Annotated in this window: 18 protein-coding genes, 1 tRNA gene and 2 pseudogenes; 4 read left to right on the forward strand and 17 right to left on the reverse strand. The window is 66.5% G+C overall.

Annotation, left to right across the window (positions count from 1 at the left end):
* Positions 1-6: 6 nt before the first annotated feature.
* The 8 genes and pseudogenes from purE to dnaK form a co-directional block, all read right to left on the reverse strand.
* Positions 7-453, reverse strand: coding sequence for a 5-(carboxyamino)imidazole ribonucleotide mutase (purE, locus tag ACOCMM_RS00770; protein ID WP_419551313.1), 447 nt, complete (start codon positions 451-453; stop codon positions 7-9).
* A 172-nt stretch (positions 454-625) separates the two neighbouring features.
* Complete coding sequence (gene purD, locus ACOCMM_RS00775; RefSeq protein ID WP_419551314.1) at positions 626-1,882, reverse strand: phosphoribosylamine--glycine ligase; 1,257 nt, start codon at positions 1,880-1,882, stop codon at positions 626-628.
* 26 nt (positions 1,883-1,908) lie between these two features.
* Complete coding sequence (locus ACOCMM_RS00780; protein ID WP_419551315.1) at positions 1,909-3,189, reverse strand: adenylosuccinate synthase; 1,281 nt, start codon at positions 3,187-3,189, stop codon at positions 1,909-1,911.
* A gap of 190 nt (positions 3,190-3,379) precedes the next feature.
* Positions 3,380-3,517: pseudogene (locus tag ACOCMM_RS00785) on the reverse strand (AAA family ATPase); the annotation flags it as partial.
* A 23-nt stretch (positions 3,518-3,540) separates the two neighbouring features.
* Positions 3,541-3,975, reverse strand: a complete 435-nt coding sequence (locus ACOCMM_RS00790) for a heat shock protein transcriptional repressor HspR (protein WP_419551316.1) — start codon at positions 3,973-3,975, stop codon at positions 3,541-3,543.
* 25 nt (positions 3,976-4,000) lie between these two features.
* Entirely contained in the window at positions 4,001-5,068 is a 1,068-nt protein-coding gene (locus tag ACOCMM_RS00795; protein ID WP_419551317.1) for a DnaJ C-terminal domain-containing protein, read from the reverse strand.
* Between the two features lie 9 nt (positions 5,069-5,077).
* Positions 5,078-5,752 carry a nucleotide exchange factor GrpE gene (locus ACOCMM_RS00800; RefSeq protein ID WP_419551318.1) on the reverse strand — a complete coding sequence of 225 codons (675 nt, stop codon included), beginning with the start codon at positions 5,750-5,752 and terminating at the stop codon, positions 5,078-5,080.
* Entirely contained in the window at positions 5,749-7,566 is a 1,818-nt protein-coding gene (dnaK, locus tag ACOCMM_RS00805) for a molecular chaperone DnaK (RefSeq protein ID WP_419551319.1), read from the reverse strand. Before dnaK ends, ACOCMM_RS00800 begins: the two co-directional genes overlap by 4 nt.
* Positions 7,567-7,767: 201 nt before the next feature.
* On the opposite strand from dnaK, the gene gpmA reads away from it, so the two are divergent.
* Positions 7,768-8,532 carry a 2,3-diphosphoglycerate-dependent phosphoglycerate mutase gene (gene gpmA, locus ACOCMM_RS00810; RefSeq protein ID WP_419551320.1) on the forward strand — a complete coding sequence of 255 codons (765 nt, stop codon included), beginning with the start codon at positions 7,768-7,770 and terminating at the stop codon, positions 8,530-8,532.
* A gap of 25 nt (positions 8,533-8,557) precedes the next feature.
* On the opposite strand, the gene ACOCMM_RS00815 is transcribed toward gpmA, so the two are convergent.
* Positions 8,558-8,911 carry a P-II family nitrogen regulator gene (locus tag ACOCMM_RS00815; RefSeq protein ID WP_419551321.1) on the reverse strand — a complete coding sequence of 118 codons (354 nt, stop codon included), beginning with the start codon at positions 8,909-8,911 and terminating at the stop codon, positions 8,558-8,560.
* A gap of 276 nt (positions 8,912-9,187) precedes the next feature.
* On the opposite strand from ACOCMM_RS00815, the gene ACOCMM_RS00820 reads away from it, so the two are divergent.
* Together ACOCMM_RS00820 and ACOCMM_RS00825 are read left to right on the forward strand one after the other, a co-directional pair.
* Positions 9,188-9,619, forward strand: coding sequence for a Crp/Fnr family transcriptional regulator (locus ACOCMM_RS00820; RefSeq protein ID WP_419551322.1), 432 nt, complete (start codon positions 9,188-9,190; stop codon positions 9,617-9,619).
* 104 nt (positions 9,620-9,723) lie between these two features.
* Complete coding sequence (locus ACOCMM_RS00825) at positions 9,724-11,901, forward strand: heterodisulfide reductase-related iron-sulfur binding cluster (RefSeq protein ID WP_419551323.1); 2,178 nt, start codon at positions 9,724-9,726, stop codon at positions 11,899-11,901.
* A gap of 23 nt (positions 11,902-11,924) precedes the next feature.
* On the opposite strand, the gene dcd is transcribed toward ACOCMM_RS00825, so the two are convergent.
* Entirely contained in the window at positions 11,925-12,503 is a 579-nt protein-coding gene (dcd, locus tag ACOCMM_RS00830) for a dCTP deaminase (RefSeq protein WP_419551324.1), read from the reverse strand.
* Positions 12,504-12,631: 128 nt separating this feature from the next.
* On the opposite strand from dcd, the gene ACOCMM_RS00835 reads away from it, so the two are divergent.
* A tRNA-Gly gene (locus ACOCMM_RS00835) sits at positions 12,632-12,702 on the forward strand.
* 3 nt (positions 12,703-12,705) lie between these two features.
* On the opposite strand, the gene ACOCMM_RS00840 is transcribed toward ACOCMM_RS00835, so the two are convergent.
* The 7 genes and pseudogenes from ACOCMM_RS00840 to ACOCMM_RS00870 form a co-directional block, all read right to left on the reverse strand.
* Positions 12,706-12,912, reverse strand: a complete 207-nt coding sequence (locus tag ACOCMM_RS00840) for a hypothetical protein (RefSeq protein ID WP_419551325.1) — start codon at positions 12,910-12,912, stop codon at positions 12,706-12,708.
* 5 nt (positions 12,913-12,917) lie between these two features.
* A complete protein-coding gene (dnaB, locus tag ACOCMM_RS00845) occupies positions 12,918-14,282 on the reverse strand; it encodes a replicative DNA helicase (RefSeq protein WP_419551326.1) in 1,365 nt (454 codons plus the stop codon).
* A 205-nt stretch (positions 14,283-14,487) separates the two neighbouring features.
* A complete protein-coding gene (gene rplI, locus ACOCMM_RS00850) occupies positions 14,488-14,937 on the reverse strand; it encodes a 50S ribosomal protein L9 (RefSeq protein WP_419551327.1) in 450 nt (149 codons plus the stop codon).
* 191 nt (positions 14,938-15,128) lie between these two features.
* A pseudogene (rpsR, locus tag ACOCMM_RS00855) lies at positions 15,129-15,380 on the reverse strand (30S ribosomal protein S18); the annotation flags it as partial.
* Positions 15,380-15,847 (reverse strand): single-stranded DNA-binding protein, encoded by a 468-nt coding sequence (gene ssb, locus ACOCMM_RS00860; RefSeq protein ID WP_419551328.1) that lies wholly within the window; start codon positions 15,845-15,847, stop codon positions 15,380-15,382. The gene ssb and the pseudogene rpsR, both read right to left, overlap by 1 nt.
* Before the next feature lie 11 nt (positions 15,848-15,858).
* Positions 15,859-16,188, reverse strand: coding sequence for a 30S ribosomal protein S6 (gene rpsF, locus ACOCMM_RS00865; protein ID WP_419554792.1), 330 nt, complete (start codon positions 16,186-16,188; stop codon positions 15,859-15,861).
* 278 nt (positions 16,189-16,466) lie between these two features.
* Positions 16,467-18,200 (reverse strand): transglycosylase domain-containing protein, encoded by a 1,734-nt coding sequence (locus tag ACOCMM_RS00870; RefSeq protein ID WP_419551329.1) that lies wholly within the window; start codon positions 18,198-18,200, stop codon positions 16,467-16,469.
* Positions 18,201-18,251: the final 51 nt, after the last annotated feature.

An 18,251-nucleotide genomic window follows, 5' to 3' on the forward strand; every position in this document is an offset into this window, starting at 1 on the left:
TCAGCCTCACCGTGCACCCGCGACGCGGAACTCTGCCAGGCGATCAGCGAGCCGCTCATCGTTCACCGCCATGATCTCGGTGGCGAGCACCGCAGCGTTGGCTGCCCCGTTGACTGCGACTGTCGCGACAGGAATGCCCTTCGGCATCTGCACGGTTGACAGCAGCGCGTCGAGGCCGTCGGCGAGGCCGCCGCTGAGCGGCACGCCGATCACCGGCAGAGTCGTGTGTGCGGCCACGACCCCAGCGAGATGAGCCGCCATTCCCGCGCCGCAGATGACGGCAGCGAAGCCAGCGTCCCGTGCTCCCGAAGCGAACGCCGCCACGGCTGCTGGCGTGCGATGGGCGCTCATCACTTCGGTCACGTGGCCGATGCCGAACCGGTCGAGCATCGCGGCAGCGGCTTCCATCTTCGGCGCATCGTTCGGCGAACCCATCAAGATTGCGACCTTCATCGATGTGCTCCCCTGACGTGTCCTGCGCGGCGGTAGGCCCGCTGCCTGCCGGCGAATGAGCCGGTGAATGAAACAGTGACGGATCGATCCAAGTCTCGCCGCCCGGAGTACCCAAGAGGGAGATATCGGAGTCCGCGCTCGCAGCGCCGAACCACACCCGCGTGCACAGCCATCAGCGGTCGCCAGCGACGAGGAGGGTTTCGGCTGCAGCGACGTCAGTGCGGTAGGTCATGCCGGGCCAGCTGATGCGTCGAACAGCTTCATATGCCCGGTCACGCGCCGTCGCCACGTCGGTTCCACGTCCGCACACGTTCAACACCCGGCCGCCTCCTGTCACCAGGGTTCCCCCCGGAGAAGCCCGGCCGTCCGCCTCCGCGACTCCTGCGCACAACACCGTCACGCCGGGGACCTCGCGCGCTCGCTCAAGGCCTTCGATGACGTCGCCGGTACGGGGTGCGACCGGGTAGCCCGCAGCGGCGCAGACGACGCACACCATGGCGTCGTCGGACACGACGACCTCATCGGTTAGCTCGCCCGTTGCAGCCGACGCCAGCAATCCAGGGAGATCGTTCTCAATGCGCGGCAACGTGACCTGAGCCTCGGGATCGCCGAACCGGACGTTGAACTCCAGCAGGCGCGGCCCGTCGGGCGTCAGCATGAAGCCCGCGTACAGCACACCGCGGTAGTCAACGCCCCGCTGGGTCAGTTCGGCCAGCGTCGGCTCGAAGGCCATCGCGGCCAGCTCCTTGCAGGCTGCCCCATCGACATCTGCCAGCGGCGAGACGCAGCCCATGCCGCCGGTGTTCGGCCCCGTGTCGCCGTCACCGAGGCGCTTGTGGTCGCGCACGGCTGTGGGCAGTAGCACCGCACGGCGGCCATCGCAGAGTGCGAACAGTGACACCTCGGGACCTCGCAGCCCCTCCTCGATGACGATGCGACGGCCGGCATCCCCGAACGCAGTGCCGTCGAGCTTGGCATCGACGTCTGCGTGGGCCTCCGCCAGCTCGTCGGTGACCAGCACACCCTTGCCTGCAGCGAGCCCACTGGTCTTGATGACGTACGGCGGGAACAGCGTCTCCAGGTAGGCATGCGCTGCTCGGCGCTGCTCCGGCTCGTCGTTGAAGGTGGCGTAGGCCGCGGTCGGCACGCCCGCAGCGCTGACGACTTCCTTCATCCACGCCTTGGAGCCCTCCAGCGCGGCACCGTCGGCACCTGGTCCGAATACCAGCCGGCCGTCTGCCCGCAGGCGATCCGCCAGGCCATCCGCCAGCGGTCCCTCCGGCCCGATGACGTACAGGTCCGCATCGATCTTGGTGGGGGGTGTCCCGGTACTCCCCGGGATGCCGGGATTCCCGGGCGTGACGACCACCTCGGCCGTTGCGCCCAAGGTGGTCGCGAACGCGTGCTCACGCCCACCTTGGCCAACCACACAGACCCTCATCGACGCTCCCCGACTCAGGCCGCGAAGCGGATGTACTGCTCGCGGCCCGGGCCGACGCAGACGTACCGGATCGGCAAACCGAGCTGGCGTTCGAGAAACACGATGTAGTCCACGGCCTGACGGGGAAGCTGCCACCGCTCGGTCACCTTGTCGAGCGGTGTTTGCCAGCCAGGCAGCGTTGCATAGACCGGTTCAGCACGGTCGCACAGCGACCGCAGGTGCGGCAGGTAGTCGTAGCGGCGGCCGTCTACTTCGTAGGCCACGCACACCTTGATCGTGTCGATCTCGTCGAGCACGTCCAGCTTGGTGAGCGCGATCTCGGTGCAGGCGTTGAGTCGCACTGCTTGTCGACCCATGACGGCGTCGAACCAGCCGCAACGGCGGCGTCGGCCGGTGTTGGTGCCGAACTCGGCGCCACGCTCGACCAATTCGTCGCCGATCTCATCGTGCAGTTCGGTCACGAACGGTCCCGAACCGACCCGCGTTGTGTACGCCTTTGCGATGCCGATGACCTGGTCGATGGCGCCAGGACCGATGCCCGAGCCGACCAGCGCGAATCCCGCCACCGGGTTCGAGGACGTGACGAAGGGGTAGGTGCCGTGGTCGAGGTCCAAGAACGTGGCCTGGGCGCCCTCGAACAGCACGCGCTCGCCCGCATGCAGCGCCTCGTGCAGCCAGCCCACGGTGTCGCCCACCAGCGGCCCAAGTCGGGGCGCCACCTCAGTGATGAGCTGATCGGCCAGCTCATCGGGATCGACGCCGGGATGGTCGAACAGCCGCTGCAAGTAGGAGTTGCGATCGGCGAGCACGCTGAGCAGTCGCTCGCGCAGTGCCATCGGCTCGAGCAGATCCTCGACGCGCAATCCGACCCGTGCCGCCTTGTCGGCGTACGCAGGTCCGATGCCGCGCTTGGTGGTGCCGAGCTTGGCGTCGCCGCGCTGGGCTTCGGCGAGTTCGTCGGCGATCTGGTGGTACGGCAGCACGAGGTGCGCAGCGGGGCTCAGCATCAGCCGGCTGCAGTCGACGCCTCGGCGCGCCAGCATGTCGATCTCGTCGATCAGCACCCACGGGTTGACGACCACGCCGTTGCCGATGATCGGCGTCACATGGTCGTACAGCACCCCGCTGGGAATGAGCTGCAGGGCGAAGGTCTCGCCGTCGACGACGATTGTGTGCCCGGCGTTGTGGCCGCCCTGGTAGCGAACGACGTGCTGGCATTCCTTGGCGACGATGTCGACGATGCGGCCCTTGCCCTCATCGCCCCACTGCGTTCCTACGACGATCGAGCCGGGCACTTCTTACCTCGCCAGGGTGTCCGCAAGCCCGGTCGCCGTTGCGGGCGCAAGTCGGCGAGTCGTCACCAAGCCAGTCACTGAACCAGCCTACGAGCGCGCACCCGTCGTCAGCCGGTTTTTGCTGTCGAAAGTGCCCTTCAGGAGGTTTGTGACAGCGGCTGAGGGTCCTCGGGGGCCTCCGAAGCGGCGGTAGCCGCCTGACGGAGTGCCTTTCGAGGTACTCGGACATGTCGATGCGGACCATCGCACGCTCGTCGTGAAACAGCGCCTGGGCCAGCGCTCGCGCCAGCTCGGTCTTCCCGACGCCGGTCGAGCCCAGGAAGATGAATCGGGAACAGCATCGGCGCAGCCTCAGGTGGATGTGGCCGGCCCCGGACCGGGTCGCCGCATGAGATCAGTCGGCTGCAGTGGCACCAGGTCACGCCGGTACTGGCGGTGTGTCTCGGCCACGAGGGCCGCTGTCTCGGCTTGGACTTCGGCCAGCCGGCGTTCCAGCAACGCCACACGCTCCTCCAGCTCTAGCACTCGCTTGACGCCGGCGAGGTTGAGACCCTCGCTGGTGAGCTGGCTGATGCGGTTGAGCATGGCGATGTCGCGGTCGCTGTAGCGGCGGCTGCCGCCTGAGGTGCGCGCCGGCGCCAACAGACCCTTTCGCTCATAGATCCGCAGCGTCTGAGCATGCACCCCGGCGAGCTCGGCCGCTACCGAGATGACGTACAGCGCCCGGTTGCGTTCCGATGCCGATGGCTTGCGGCTTGGTTGGTTGGGGCGGGGTTGGTTGCTCATGGCAGCTTTCCTTGAGGCCTGAGTCCTACGGCGTGACTCCTGCGGTATCGGAGTTCGTATCGGTCTCCCCAGCAGCGTTGCTGTCGCCGCTGGTGGCGTGACTGTTGGAGCGGTTGGCTGACGGCTCGCCATTTGCGAGCGTGGCCGGTTCCGGATCTGCATTGCGCTGACGCCGGCCCGAGCCTCCCTCGAAGTCGGTGACGTCGCGCAGCGCTTCAACGGCAGACTGCTCGGGTGCAGACAGCTTCGTTGGTACCGCGATCTCGACGCTCACCAACAGATCGCCGGTGCCGCGGCGCGTCTTGACGCCGCGGCCGCGCACCCGAAAGGTCTTTCCCGACGGTGTCCCCGGCGGGATCCGCAGCGTGACCGAGTTCCCACCGAAGTCCAGTACTCGCACGTCCGCGCCGAACACTGCTTCTGGATAGGTGATCGGCACGCTGACGGTCAAGTTGCGACCGTCCCGGCCGAAATCGGTATCGCGCGCAACGTCGACGATCACGAAGAGATCGCCATTCGGACCGCCGCCTGAACCCGGCGATCCCTTGCCGGCCAGCCGGATCCTGCCGCCATCGTCGACGCCGGCAGGGATGCGTACCTTCACCTTGCGCATGCCGCCCGACGACGGGTCCGGCACGGCAACCTCGGTGATCGCGCCCTCGATCGCGTCGCGGAACGAGACGCCGACGCGCGTCTCGAGGTCCTGTCCCCTCATCGGCATCGGATCCCCGCGGCCCGCTCGCCCACGGCCGTCGCCGAACAAGTGGCCGAAGATGCCGCCCAGGTCGCCCAAGTCCTCGATGCGGATGCTGAAGCCGCCGGGCCCCGATGCGAAGCCGCCCATCTGGGGACCGAACCCGGCGGGACCCATGCGACGGGCCTCGTCGTAGGCGGCCCGCTTCTCCGAGTCCCCGATGACGTCGTACGCCGCGGAGATCTGCTTGAAGCGCTCTTCGTCGCCATCGCTCGAATCAGGGTGGTGCTTGCGTGCAAGCTTCCGGTAGGCCTTGGTGATGTCGGGATCCGACGCATCGGGCGAGACTCCCAAGACCGCGTAGTAGTCGGTCTCGAACCACTCGCGTCGTGGGTCCATCGTCGTCCCCTACGCCGTGCGCACCTTGACCATGGCGGCACGCAGCACGCGACCGTCGAAACGGAACCCGCTGCGCAACTCCTCGGTCACCACCTGGTAGTGGTCGTTGCGTTCGTCGGAGGGGTCGTCGGATGCGGTCGGACTCGCACCATCGGGCCCCGCTGTCTCACCGGATGCTTCGCCATTGCCGCAGCCGTCCTCGTCGGGACCAGAATCTTCCTCGGGTGCCACCTCGATGGTCACGGCCTCATGCTGGGTGGGATCGAACGGCTCCCCGACTGCGTCGATGCGTTCGAGACCTGCCTTGCCCAAAGTCACCATGAGCGCCTGACCCACGGCTGCCACTTCGCTGTGGCCCTGCGCAGTGGCCGCGTCGCACCCGTCGAGCACTGGCAGCAGCGATTCGACCAGACGACTGACTCCAGCGGACACCTGTTGGCGTCGCTCCGCTTCGACCCGTCGTCGGAAGTTCTGGAACTCCGCTCGCTGGCGTTGCAGCTGATCCAGATAGTCGTCACGCTCAGCCGTCGCGGCCTCGAGCTGGGACGTCAATTCGGGGGCCTCCGCATCGATGCGCGCGGTCTCGTCGGCAACGTCATCGTTCGGCATCTGGTGCTCGCTGCCGTCAAGATGCGGCGCGGGCTCATCGGCGGCCGGAGCCGGCTGGGACGCTGAGGGGTTCACTTCTCCTCGTCCACGATCTCCGCGTCAACGACATCGTCGTCGGATCCGGCACCGTCAGTGCCCCCAGAGGCGGTCGCGGCCGCTGTCTCGTACAGCTTCTGGCTGAAGGCGCCGCTGGCGGCAGCAAGCGTCTCGGTTGCCGACCGGATCGCGTTGAGGTCGTCGCTCTCCAGCACCTCGCTGGCAGCCGCCAGCGCGGACTCCACTGGTTCTTTGTCCTGCGCAGCAATGCTGTCACCTTGCTCATCGAGGAGCTTGCGGGTCTGGTACACGAGCGTGTCCGCGTTGTTGCGCACCTCGGCCTCTTCACGTCGGCGAGCGTCCTCGGCGGCATGCGCTTCGGCGTCGGACACCATCCGCTCGATCTCATCGGGCGACATGGCCGACTGCCCAGTGATGGTGATCGACTGCTCCTTGCTGGTTGCGCTGTCCTTCGCAGAGACGTGGACAATGCCGTTCGCGTCGATGTCGAATGCCACCTCGATCTGCGGCACGCCCCGCGGTGCCGGCGGCAGGCCCACCAGCTGGAACTTGCCCAGCGTCTTGTTGCCCGCAGCCATCTCCCGCTCGCCCTGCAGCACGTGGATCTCCACTGACGGCTGGCCGTCTTCAGCGGTGGTGAACATCTCTGACCGGCGCGTGGGGATCGTGGTGTTGCGCTCGATGAGCCGCGTCATCACACCGCCCTTGGTCTCGATGCCGAGGCTCAGCGGCGTGACGTCAAGCAGCAGGACATCGGTGACATCGCCCTTCAGCACCCCGGCCTGGATGGCCGCGCCGACCGAGACCACCTCGTCAGGGTTCACGCCCTTGTGGGGCTCGCGGCCAGTGAGCTCGGTCACCAGCTTCTGCACGGCAGGCATACGCGTGGAGCCGCCCACCAGGATCACGTGGTCGATGTCGGTCTTTGCGAGGCCTGCGTCGGTGATGGCCTGCTCGAACGGCGACCGGCAGCGCTTCAGCAGGTCGAAGGTCAGCTCTTCGAACTTGGCTCGGGTCAGCTCGCAATCGAGATGGAGCGGACCGCTGTCGGTTGCGGTGATGAACGGCAGGTTGATCTGGGTGGTCTGCTTGGACGACAGATCCTTCTTGGCCTGCTCGGCTGCCTCCCGCAGCCGCTGGCATGCCATGGCATCGGTGCTCAGGTCGACCCCGTGATCGCCCTTGAACGACGCCACCAGCCACGCCACCACCGCAGCGTCCCAGTCGTCGCCGCCGAGGTGGGTGTCGCCTGCGGTGGACTTCACCTCGAAGACGCCGTCGCCGATCTCGAGCACCGACACGTCGAAGGTGCCGCCGCCGAGGTCGAATACCAGGATCGTCTGGTCGACGGTCTCCTTGTCGAGGCCGTACGCCAGCGCGGCAGCCGTGGGCTCGTTGATGATGCGCAGTACGTCGAGCCCGGCGATCTTGCCGGCCTCGGTGGTGGCGGTCCGCTGCGCGTCGTCGAAGTACGCCGGCACCGTGATCACCGCCTCGGTCACGGTGTCGCCGAGGTACTGCTCGGCGTCGAGCTTCAGCTTCTGCAGTACGCGGGCCGAGATCTCCTGCGGTGTGTAGTTCTTGTCATCGATGTTCTTGCCCCATGTGGTGCCCATGTGCCGCTTGACCGAGGTAACGGTCCGGGCGGGGTTCGTGACCGCCTGCCGCTTGGCGACCTCGCCGGTCAGCACCTCACCGTTGCGGGCAAAGGCCACGACGGATGGCGTCGTGCGATCGCCCTCGGCGTTGGCGATGACGGCAGGCTCGCCGCCCTCCATGGCAGCCACCACCGAGTTCGTGGTTCCCAGGTCGATTCCGACAGCCTTGGGCATCGTTGTGCCTTTCGTAATGAGTCATTCCGACGCCGGTTCGGGCCGGAATGTCGATAGGTTGACTGCGGCAAGCATATAACTTGAGTGTCCCGCTAGCAACTTACTTAAGTGACACTTCGGACTCGGGGCACCCGAAGGCTGTCAAGGAGCGTCGTGTCGGGGCATTTCCCTGGACACGGCTGCGGGCTACCGTGCACGCCCATGGCATCGGCACTGGGCGAACCCGTCGATCAGCACGCCTCACGCCGGCCGGGTGCCCGCAGGTACACGCTCGTGCTCGTGCGCCATGGCCAGAGCGCTTGGAACCTCGAGAACCGCTTCACCGGCTGGTGGGACGTCGGTTTGACCGACGAAGGCCAGACCGAGGCTCGGGCCGCCGGCGCTGCGCTCGCGTCAGCTGGCATCGAACCCGATGTCGTCCACACGTCGCTCTTGCAGCGAGCCATCCAGACCGCCAACACGACGCTCGACGTGATGGGCCGCGGCTGGCTGCCGGTGCGTCGTCATTGGCGCCTGAATGAGCGGCACTACGGAGCGCTCACGGGACTGAACAAGTCAGAGATGGCGGCTCGGCATGGTGCCGACCAAGTCCATCTCTGGCGCCGCAGTTACGACGTGCCTCCCCCGCTGATGCCCGCTGGCCATGAGTTCGATGTCGCCGGCGACCCGCGCTACGCAGGCTTGGCTGCGAACGACGTGCCGCGCACCGAGTGCCTCGCGGACGTCGTGAAGCGGTTGCTGCCCTACTGGTATGACGGCATCGCCCCCGACCTGCAGTCGGGACACACCGTGCTCGTGGCCGCCCATGGCAACAGCCTGCGGGCTCTGGTCAAGCACCTCGACGGGATCGGCGACGCCGAGATCGCCGAACTCAACATCCCAACCGGGGTTCCTCTGGTGTACGAACTCGGCGCCGACCTCAAGGTCACGACAGTGTGCTCGGTCGAAGACCGCTACCTGCGCTAAGCGGCAACGTCCCCAGTTATCACGGTTAGAGAGCGTCGATGCCCCGCTCACCGGTGCGAATGCGCACGACGCTGTTCACCGAGGTGACCCACACCTTGCCGTCGCCGATGCGCTCGGTGCGGGTGGATTCCACGATGGCATCCACGACCCGCTCAGCCAGCTCGGTGGCGACCAGAACCTCGATCCGAACTTTCGGAATGAAGTCGACGTGGTACTCGGTGCCTCGGTAGGTCTCGGTGTGCCCGCCCTGACGGCCGAAACCCCGTACTTCTGATGCCGTAAGTCCTGTGATGTCGAGATCCCGGAGTGCCTCGAGCACCATCTCCAGACGATGCGGCTTGATGACTGCCGTCACCATTGCGACCGACGCCTCAACCATTGGGCCCTCCCGACTGCGCCCTTCGGTTGGGCCGTCTGCCCCAAGGGTCGCACGCCGCGTGCCCGATTGCACGCAACCTGCTCAACGGCGCGCATGCGCAAGCAATTCCCAGCGTCAGACCCGATGCCAACCAGAATCGTTGCGAGGCTTTTCTTTGTACTTCGGACGCAAGCGCTAACCTCTGGCGCGTCTTGGGGGCCGGGCGCGTGCTACGGTCCGGCGCTTGCAGGACCTCAGGGTTCCGGCGCAATCGGCCACTCTGGCAAGGAGCGGGATATGTCTGTGGCGAATCGTGTGGAGAGTCTGCGTGAGATCGATCTCTTCTCCGACTGCAGCAAGAAGGAACTCCAGCACATCGCACGTGCCGCTGAGCAGGTCGACTACACCGCCGGCGACAACATTGTCGAGGAGGGCAGCGGCGGTGCCGCTGCCAGCTATGCCTACGTGATCGTGCACGGCACCGCTGTAGTTCGCCGCAACGGCCGGAAGGTTGCCGAGATCGGCGAAGGCGAGACCATCGGTGAGATGGCGCTGTTCGACGACGGGCCGCGCACCGCATCAGTGGTGGCTGCCACCGACATGGAGGCGATCATGCTGTCGCGCCGAGCGCTGAAGGGCATCATCGACAGCACTCCGTCGGTCGCGCACAAGCTGCTGTCAGAGCTCGCTGCCCGCCTGCGCAAGGCGAACCGCAAGCTCTACGGCTGAGCTGTCCCAGCATTCACAGCGTTCTCGCGGCCTCGTGAGCCCTTCGACGCCGCAGGCGTCTATGGCTCCCGGTACCCGCGGGGGCGTCCACTAGCTTCGCCAGCGTGAGCAAGCCACCCCTCCGGCCGCACCAGCTCGTACTGGGCATCGGCATCGCATTCGCTGCGATCACCGCTGCCTCGGGCATTGCGGCGGCAGCCCTTGGATTCCACGAAGACACCGATGCCGCGCATCGCGAGGTGTTCGGCAACGTGCCGGGCGGGGTCAAGTTCGCGTTCTACACCTTGACGTGTGTGCTGATCATCTACGGGGCGTGGAACTTCGCTCAGCGCACGCGGAACTGGCAGCGCGGCGCGCCCGACCGTCGTTCCACCACGGTGGCCAACGCCCGCCGTCGACTGCATGACTACCGCGGCGGCGTGCTCATGCAGACGCTGCTGCGCGACCCTGCGGCAGGCGTCATGCACGCGCTGCTCTACTACGGCTTCCTCGTGCTGCTGGCCGTCACGACCACGCTCGAGATCAATCACCAGCTGCCCACGGTGGCCAAGTTCCTCGTCGGCCCCACGTACCAAGGATTCAGCTTCGTCGGCGATCTGGCCGGGCTGATCTTCTTGGTCGGCGCAGCGTGGGCGATCGTTCGCCGGTACGCGGCTCGGCCGTATCGCATCCGGATCAAGTCCCGGCCCGAACACATGGTCATCCTGATCGTGCTCGCTGGGCTGGGCGCAACCGGGTTCTTGGTCGAGGCCATGCGGATCGTCATCGACGGCCGGCCCGCCTACGAGCAGTGGTCGTTCATCGGCTACCCGCTGTCGGCAGCGTTCGACGGCCTCGCCAACATCAGGGGCTGGCACCAAGCTCTGTGGATCGCCCACGTGGGCTGCTTCATGGCGTTCCTGGCGATGCTGCCCATCACCATGCTGCGGCACATGTTCACGTCGCCGCTCAACATGTACCTGCGCGACCGCGAGCGGCCCAAGGGCGCCATGCGCATGGTCCCGGACCTCATGGAGGCCGAAGACATCGAGACCATCGGTGTGTCGGTGACCAACGAGTTCACCTGGAAGCAACTGCTCGACACCGACGCGTGCACCATGTGCGGCCGATGCACCGCCGTCTGCCCGGCTCACGCCACGGGCAAGCCGCTCGATCCCCGCGAGATCGTGCTCAAGACGGGCGAGATCATGGCGGCAACTGGCTCCCACGGCACGGTGACGCCGCCCATCGGTACCGATGCCGAGATCACGGTGTCAGCCGATTCGATGTTCGAGCGGATCACCCATGACGAGCTCTGGGCGTGCACGACGTGTCGGGCGTGCGACGAGGCTTGCCCGGTGAATATCGAGATCCTGGACAAGATCCTCGACATGCGACGCTATCTCACGCTGATGGAAAGCGACTTCCCCGCTGAGCTGGGCAGCGCATTCCGCGGCATGGAGAACAACGCCAATCCGTGGAACCTGAACAATGGCGAGCGGGCCGACTGGGCCGATGGGCTCGACGTCGAGGTGGTCGATCCCGACGACGCGTTCGACCACGAGTACCTGTACTGGGTCGGCTGCGCAGGATCATTCGACGACAAGAACCGGCGCGTCTCGGTGGCTACGGCGAAGCTGCTCATGCGCGCCGGGGTCGACTTCGCCATCCTGGGGCCGGGTGAGAACTGCACCGGCGACAGCGCCCGGCGGTCCGGCAACGAGTACCTCTTCCAGATGCTCGCATCGGAGAACATCGCTGCGCTCAACGGCATGGGCGTCCGCAAGATCATCACGCAGTGCCCGCACTGCTTCAACACCCTGCGAAACGAGTACCCGCAATACGGCGGCAGCTGGGAGGTCATCCACCACGCGCAATTCCTGGAGCAACTGGTAGCCGACGGGCGCTTGGACCTCTCAGGTGCGCGGCTGGATGAGCGGGTCGTCTACCACGACTCGTGCTATCTGGGCCGCCACAACGACATCTACCTGGCACCCCGCAATGTCATCGGCAGCCTGAGCGGCGTCGAGATCGTGGAAGCACCGCGCAACGGCACCAAGGGCATGTGCTGCGGTGCGGGCGGCGCTCGCATGTGGATGGAAGAGACCATCGGCACCAAGGTGAACGACGAGCGCTCGCGCGAACTGCTCGACACCGGCGCCGATCGCATCGCGACGGCGTGCCCGTTCTGCTTCATCATGATCGACGACGGAGTAAAGGGTCACGGGGTCGAAGACGACGAGGTCAAGGTCGCCGACATCTCCATCCACCTGATCGACGCCCTCGAAGCCGGCGAGGGCTGAGTCCCCGAGGCACCCGCCAACGCCTACAGCAGGCGGCGGGAGCGGAAGTTCTCGTGGTAACGGCTGGGGGTCGGGCCGCGTTGGCCCCGGTACTTGGACCCCAGCAGCTCAGCGCCGTATGGGTGCTCGGCCGGTGTGGTCATCTCCATGAAGCTGATCTGGCAGATCTTCATGCTGGGGTACAGCGTGATCGGCAGGTTGGCCACGTTGGATAATTCGAGCGTCAGATAGCCGTCCCAGCCAGGATCGACAAATCCCGCTGTGGTGTGGATGAGCAGGCCGAGACGCCCGAGTGACGACTTGCCTTCGATGCGCCCGACGAGGTCGTCTGGCACCGCCACTCGCTCGAGGGTGGAGCCCAGCGCGAATTCGCCGGGATGCAGGATGAACGCGTCACCCGCGGCAACTTCGACTTCCTCGGTCAGGTCCGTCTGGTCCTCGATGACATCGATGACCCGGCGAGTGTGATTGCGGAAGACCCGGAAGCTGGCATCCAGCCGCAGGTCCACCGATGAGGGCTGCACTGCTGCATCGCCCAGCGGTTCAATGACAATGCGGCCGGTCTCCAGGGCTTCACGGATGCTCCGGTCTGACAGGATCACCGCAGTCCCCCTCTGCAGCACGCTCCCGGCTTCACCCCTGTGGTGAGCCGACGGGCGACGCTAGTACCGCCGAGCCTTTCAGGACGACCGTCAAGATGCCCGCACTGAATAGGCTCTGGCGTCGGTCCGCGGGTGTAGTTCAATGGCAGAACTTCAGCTTCCCAAGCTGATAACGGGGGTTCGATTCCCCTCACCCGCTCACTCACCCCCACAGGAGGGTCGCGAGCCCCCAGATGGCCGCGACGAATCCCACGAGCGCTAGCGGCACGGCGCGTCGCGCTGGCGCCCGTACCAGCTCTCCTCCTTCGCCAGCACGCCGCGGCCGCGCCATGGCTGCCACGTTGCCGACGAACAGCGCTCCACCCAGCGCCAAGACCAGGTACGGGATGAGATCTTCGCCAAGAAACACGGTGTTCAGTTCTCGTGGGCCATGTCGGCAAAGAGCGTGTACTGCGGCATGAACGCCAACCGCGCCGTGCCCGTCGGTCCGTTGCGGTGCTTCGCAACGAGGATCTCGGCCATGCCTCGCTCAGTGGTTTCTTCGTTGTAGACCTCGTCGCGGTAGATAAACATCACGATGTCGGCGTCCTGCTCGATCGAGCCTGATTCGCGCAGGTCAGACAGCATCGGCCGCTTGTCGCCGCGGGACTCCAGGTTGCGGCTCAGCTGCGAGAGCGCCACTATCGGAGTCTCGAGCTCTCGGGCCAGGATCTTCAAGCCGCGTGAGATCTCTGCAATCTCCACTTGGCGGTTCTCGGCGTTCGCTCGACCGTTCATGAGCTGCAGGTAGTCGACCACGATGAGTCCCAAGCCGCCCAGACGGCTGCGCAGCCGGCGGGCCTTGGCACGGATCTCGGTGACGGTCACGTTCGGGTTGTCGTCGATCCACATCCGCGCGTCGCCCAAGCGGCCCACGCTGCGCGTGATGCGATTCCACTCCTCGGCGCGCAGCTGGCCCGTACGCACGCGGGTGGCATCGACGCGGGCATCAGAGGCCAGAAGCCGGCCCGTCAGCTCGGCATGGTTCATCTCCAGCGAGAACAGCAGCACTGGCTCTTGCAGTTCGAGAGCCACGCTGGAAGCCATCGTCAGTGCGAACGCTGTCTTGCCCATCGAGGGTCGGCCGCCCACGACCACCAACGACGACGGCTGGATGCCAGCCAGGATGCGGTCCAACGAGTTGAAACCGGTCGCCAGGCCGGAGAATGCATCGCCCCGTTCGTACAGCTCCTCCAGCCGATCCAGGCTCTCATCCAACAAGTCGTGCAACGACTGGGTGGAGTCGATGATGCGGCGCTCGGCCACGCTGAACACCAAGGATTCCGCTTGGTCGATGGCAGCGGCCGTGTCACCGGGCCGGCTGTAGGCCAATTCGGAAATCTCGGCCGAGACCGAGATCAAGCGCCGTAGCAGCGCGGTGTCCTCCACGATGCGCGCGTAACGGTCGACGTGGGTCAGCGTCGGCGTGGCGGCTTCGAGTGTCAGCAGGCGCTCGGGGCCTCCGGCGGCAGCGAGGTTGCCGGTGCGTTCAAGCTGATCGGCGACTGTTAGGCAGTCGACAGGCTCGGAGGTGACATAGAGCGCCTCGATCGCCTCGAACACGAGACCGTTCGCCGGTACGTAGAAATGGTCGGCACCGAGGCGCTCGACCGCAGCGCCGATGGCATCGCTCGAGAGCAGCATCGCGCCGAGCACGGACTCCTCAGCATCGACGTTCTGCGGCGGGACCCGGCCACCGGGTCGGCGCGCAATGTCCGTCGGCAGCTCGGCGAGACTCACTGTCGACTACTTTGCCGTGCGTACCCTCTGGAACGCTTGGGCACAAGGCGTGGAATTCCGGTGGAATTCACCGCTATTGCCTGTGCACAAGTGGCGACTTGTCCACAAGTCTTGTACCGAGGCTTGGCCATGCCCTCAGTTGACCGCAGGGGTGTGACACGAACGCCGGCGAACCCGGGCGCAGGCCCGGCCAGCCGGCGCAGCGCTAGCTGAGCGCGACGACCTCGACGTTGAACGTGAATGCCACCTCGGGATGCAACTGCGCCGAGATTTCGTGCAAACCCACGGTCCGGATCGGCGCGGGCAGCGTCAGCTTGCGCCGATCGATCTCAACGCCCGTACGCGCAGTCATCGCAACGGCAATTTCGCTGGTGGTGACCGATCCGTACAGGTGCGAACCCGATCCCGCCCGGGCCGCGATCGTCACACCGTCCTCGACCAGCTGCTGTGCGAGACGCTCGGCCGTCTCGCGCTCGCGCAGGTCACGCGCGGAGCGTGCCCGAGCCATGGCGGCAGCCTGGCTGACAGTGCCGTCCGCCGCTCGCAAGGCCAGCCCACGAGGTATCAGGTGATTTCGGGCGAACCCGTCGGCGACGTCGATGACAGAACCTGCGGTGCCGACACCGTCGACGTCGCTGCGCAGCACGACCTTCATGCTTGCTCTCCGTCAACCGCCGCTGGCAGTTGTTCAACGACATCGTCGAGGAGCTCTTCAACCCCGTTGTCGTGGTCTTTCTGCTCGTCGCCCACAGGTCCATCTGCCCGGTCGGAGGGCGGCCGGCGGTCGTCGCCCGTGCGTTGACCGCGTCGCTTGTCACCGCGTCGCTGCGTCATCGGCCGGCGCGCGTACTCGACCAACGCCATCTCCCGAGCGGTTTTGATGGCACGCGCCACCTCGCGCTGCTGCTGGCGATTGTTCCCAGAGACTCGCTGGGCGCGGATCTTGGCTCGCTCCGAGATGAAGGACCGGAGCAGTTCGGCGTCCTTGTAGTCGACGTAGGTCGCACCAGACGTCGTGAGCGGGCTGACCTTGCGCCGGCGCGGACGATTGCGCAGATCCTTGGTGCGCGCTCGACCGGTTCGCTTGCGTGGTGGCATTAGAAGGGCTCCTCCTCAGGTGAGTGCTGCGGCGGGCTGTCGCTGGCCTCCCCAGCGGGGGCGCTGCCGCGACGCTCGCGGATCCCGCCAGCTTCGCCTGCCGGTCCCCGTGGGATTCGTGTGATTTCGGCAGTCGCCCAGCGCAGCGATGGTGCAATCTCGTCGGCGACGATCTCGACGACGCTGCGCTGCTCGCCGTCCGGTGTCTCCCAGCTGCGCTGCTCGAGCCGACCGGTGACGACCACGCGGTTGCCCTTGGCCAGCGACTCGCTGACGTTCTCGGCAAGTTCGGCCCAGCAGACGACGTTGAAGAAGCTGACTTGCTCCTCCCAGTCGTTGGTCTGGCGGTTCATCCACCGCCGGTTTACGGCCATGCCGAGCACTGCCCGGGCGCGGCCGGTCTGGGTGAATCGAAGTTCGGGATCGCGGGTGAGATTGCCCACCACGGTGATGGTGTTGTCAGCCATGACGCCTCCGCTTAGTGGCTGTTGGTCGACCCCGCGTCGATCAATCCGCGTCGCTGCGCTTCGTCGTCGGGGAGTCGGATGAGTTTGTGGCGGACGACTTCGTCCGCGATCCGCAGGTATCGCTCTACCGGGTCCATCGCTCCGGGCTCAGCCCGTAGCTCGATGACCGAGTAATAGCCGCGTGTCTTATGGTTGATCTCGTACGCAAAATCGCGCAGACCCCAGAAGTCGAACGAGGCAACCTCGCCGATCTCCGAAATCCGGCCTTGGACATCATCCATGGCCTTACGGGCTTCAGCATTTTCCAGGTCACCATCGCAGATGACCATGAGCTCGTACACGCGCAATTGGGGGCGACCTCCTGTGGACCCGCCGGGGCGGGGCCCCTTTCGGGGCAGGGACTGGTTGATGCACCCACCTTGCGAGCCCGGCCCCAATGAGCGGACTTGCGGCAAGCGTCACTGACGCCTGTGGCCGAACGGGCACGCAGTGCCCGTGGTGCTCTCGCAACGCTAGGCCCGACGCTCGTCGATCACACCTGCATTTTCTGTCACGACTGTGGCTTCGAACCGTTGCCCCTCATGCCGGGCGGCAGTCCTGGGGCGCCGCGAGACCACGTTCAGCCTGAGTCTCCCGGTGTCGCGGGCGGGTACTGCAGGGGATCCAGCACTGCCGCGAACAGCTGGCTCGCCCGCGAGGCGGCATCGACCGGGTCGCGTGGCGAGTTCAACGTGATGCGCACCGCAGCGGTGTAGTGGGAAGTCCACCCCGCGAACCATGCATCGCCGGTTTCCGGTGAGATTCCCGCTCGTCCGAGCGCTGTGACACCTGACGGCAGAGTGAGCGTGTCCATGTCCGCACGCAGCTGCGAGACCACGGCCGCCTCGAAGACGGTCCTGCGGTTCATCAGCCAACGGTCGATGTCGCGGTCTCGCAGCAATCGACTCGGTGCTGCATCACCTGCCTCCAGCACGATCCGGGAGGTGCGTTCCTCCCCGCCGGTGGCGACAATGCTGAACGCTGCTGCAACCTGGGCGACGTCGGCAGCTTGAGCGATGACCTCAGTGGAGATGTCCGGGGCGATCCACGGACCTAGGGTGCTCGCGGCCGAGCCGAGGAGATCGCCGAGTGGCCGTGGGCGCAATCTGGACACAACATCGACGTCGTTTGCCGGCTCGGCGGCAGCGACACTCACGAGCACGCGCACGTCGCCGCTGCGGTCCAGCACGACGACGTCGGCGCCGGCTGCGGGACCGAGCTGATCGCGTACCGTCGCAACAGCGGCACGCTGGGCGGGCAGGTCGAGGCTGGTCGTGACATGCAGGCCGGCAGTGACGACCCGATGAGTGCCGTACCGCTCGACCAGCCGCAAGTACGCCTCCCCCACCGCCGTCACGAGGCCGGCGTCGGCGACGAGCATCCGAACATACCCGCCCGCCGCAGCCCCCAGTGCGTCCGAGCCAGCCGCGCGGACGTCGGACTCGACCGGCACCGATCGCCCTGCTGCCAACTCGTCGGAGGTGAGAACACCGTGCTCGTACATGGCCACCAGTACCCGGTCACGACCGAGTCGGGCCGGTCGGTACGGGTCGTCGGGACGATCCCATGTCGCGTCGACACCCCAGGGAGCGTCAATGAGCGAAGCGATGTAGGCCGCTTGGGTCACCGTGAGATCGGACGCCGGGATGCCGTACCAAACAGCGGCGGCGGCATGCACGCCGTAGGCGCCACGGCCCAGGTACACGACGTTCGCAAAGCGCTCAAGGATTTCTGGTCGGCTGAGCTGGCGGCCCAGCCGCAGCTCTGCCAACAACATGCGCGCCTCGGCGACCGCGCCGGGGTCGTCGTCATGGACGGTGTCGAGATACCTGCGCATGATCCCGTCATCGGAACCGTCACCGTCACCCGGAGCGTCCGGCTCATCGAAGACCCGCCGCAGCGAGGATGCGTATGACGTGGCATCGACGCCATCGCGCTCCAAGAAGCTCGGGTCAAGCACCGCAACGATGGCGTCGACAAGTGCAGGCGCCATGTCCTCAAGGCCCAGCGAAGCGTGCGCGACGCTCGGGCCGATCTCGGCAATCGGCGTGCCATAGCGGTCATAGAGCACGCTCGGCACCACCTCCGTATGGGCAAGTGGCGACCGCAGGCTGTCGAACACTCGACTGCCGACGCCCACCCCAATCGCCAGCGCCAATATCAGCCACAACAGCCGCCGCGCCCAGCGCTGAGGGGCCGGCGTCGCCCGAGCACCTCGGACCGACCGGACCGGCTCGCGGGCAGCTCCTGGGGGGGCGCCCGAGGTCGGCGATCCCGACGAGGTGGGCGTGCCGGAAAGGCTGGGGCGGTCCATGTCGCTCGCGCGGCGCAGAGTACAGCGAACGTGCGGGCCAACATGGTTGCC

Source organism: Candidatus Poriferisodalis sp. (assembly GCF_965198245.1).
Lineage (GTDB): Bacteria > Actinomycetota > Acidimicrobiia > Acidimicrobiales > Poriferisodalaceae > Poriferisodalis.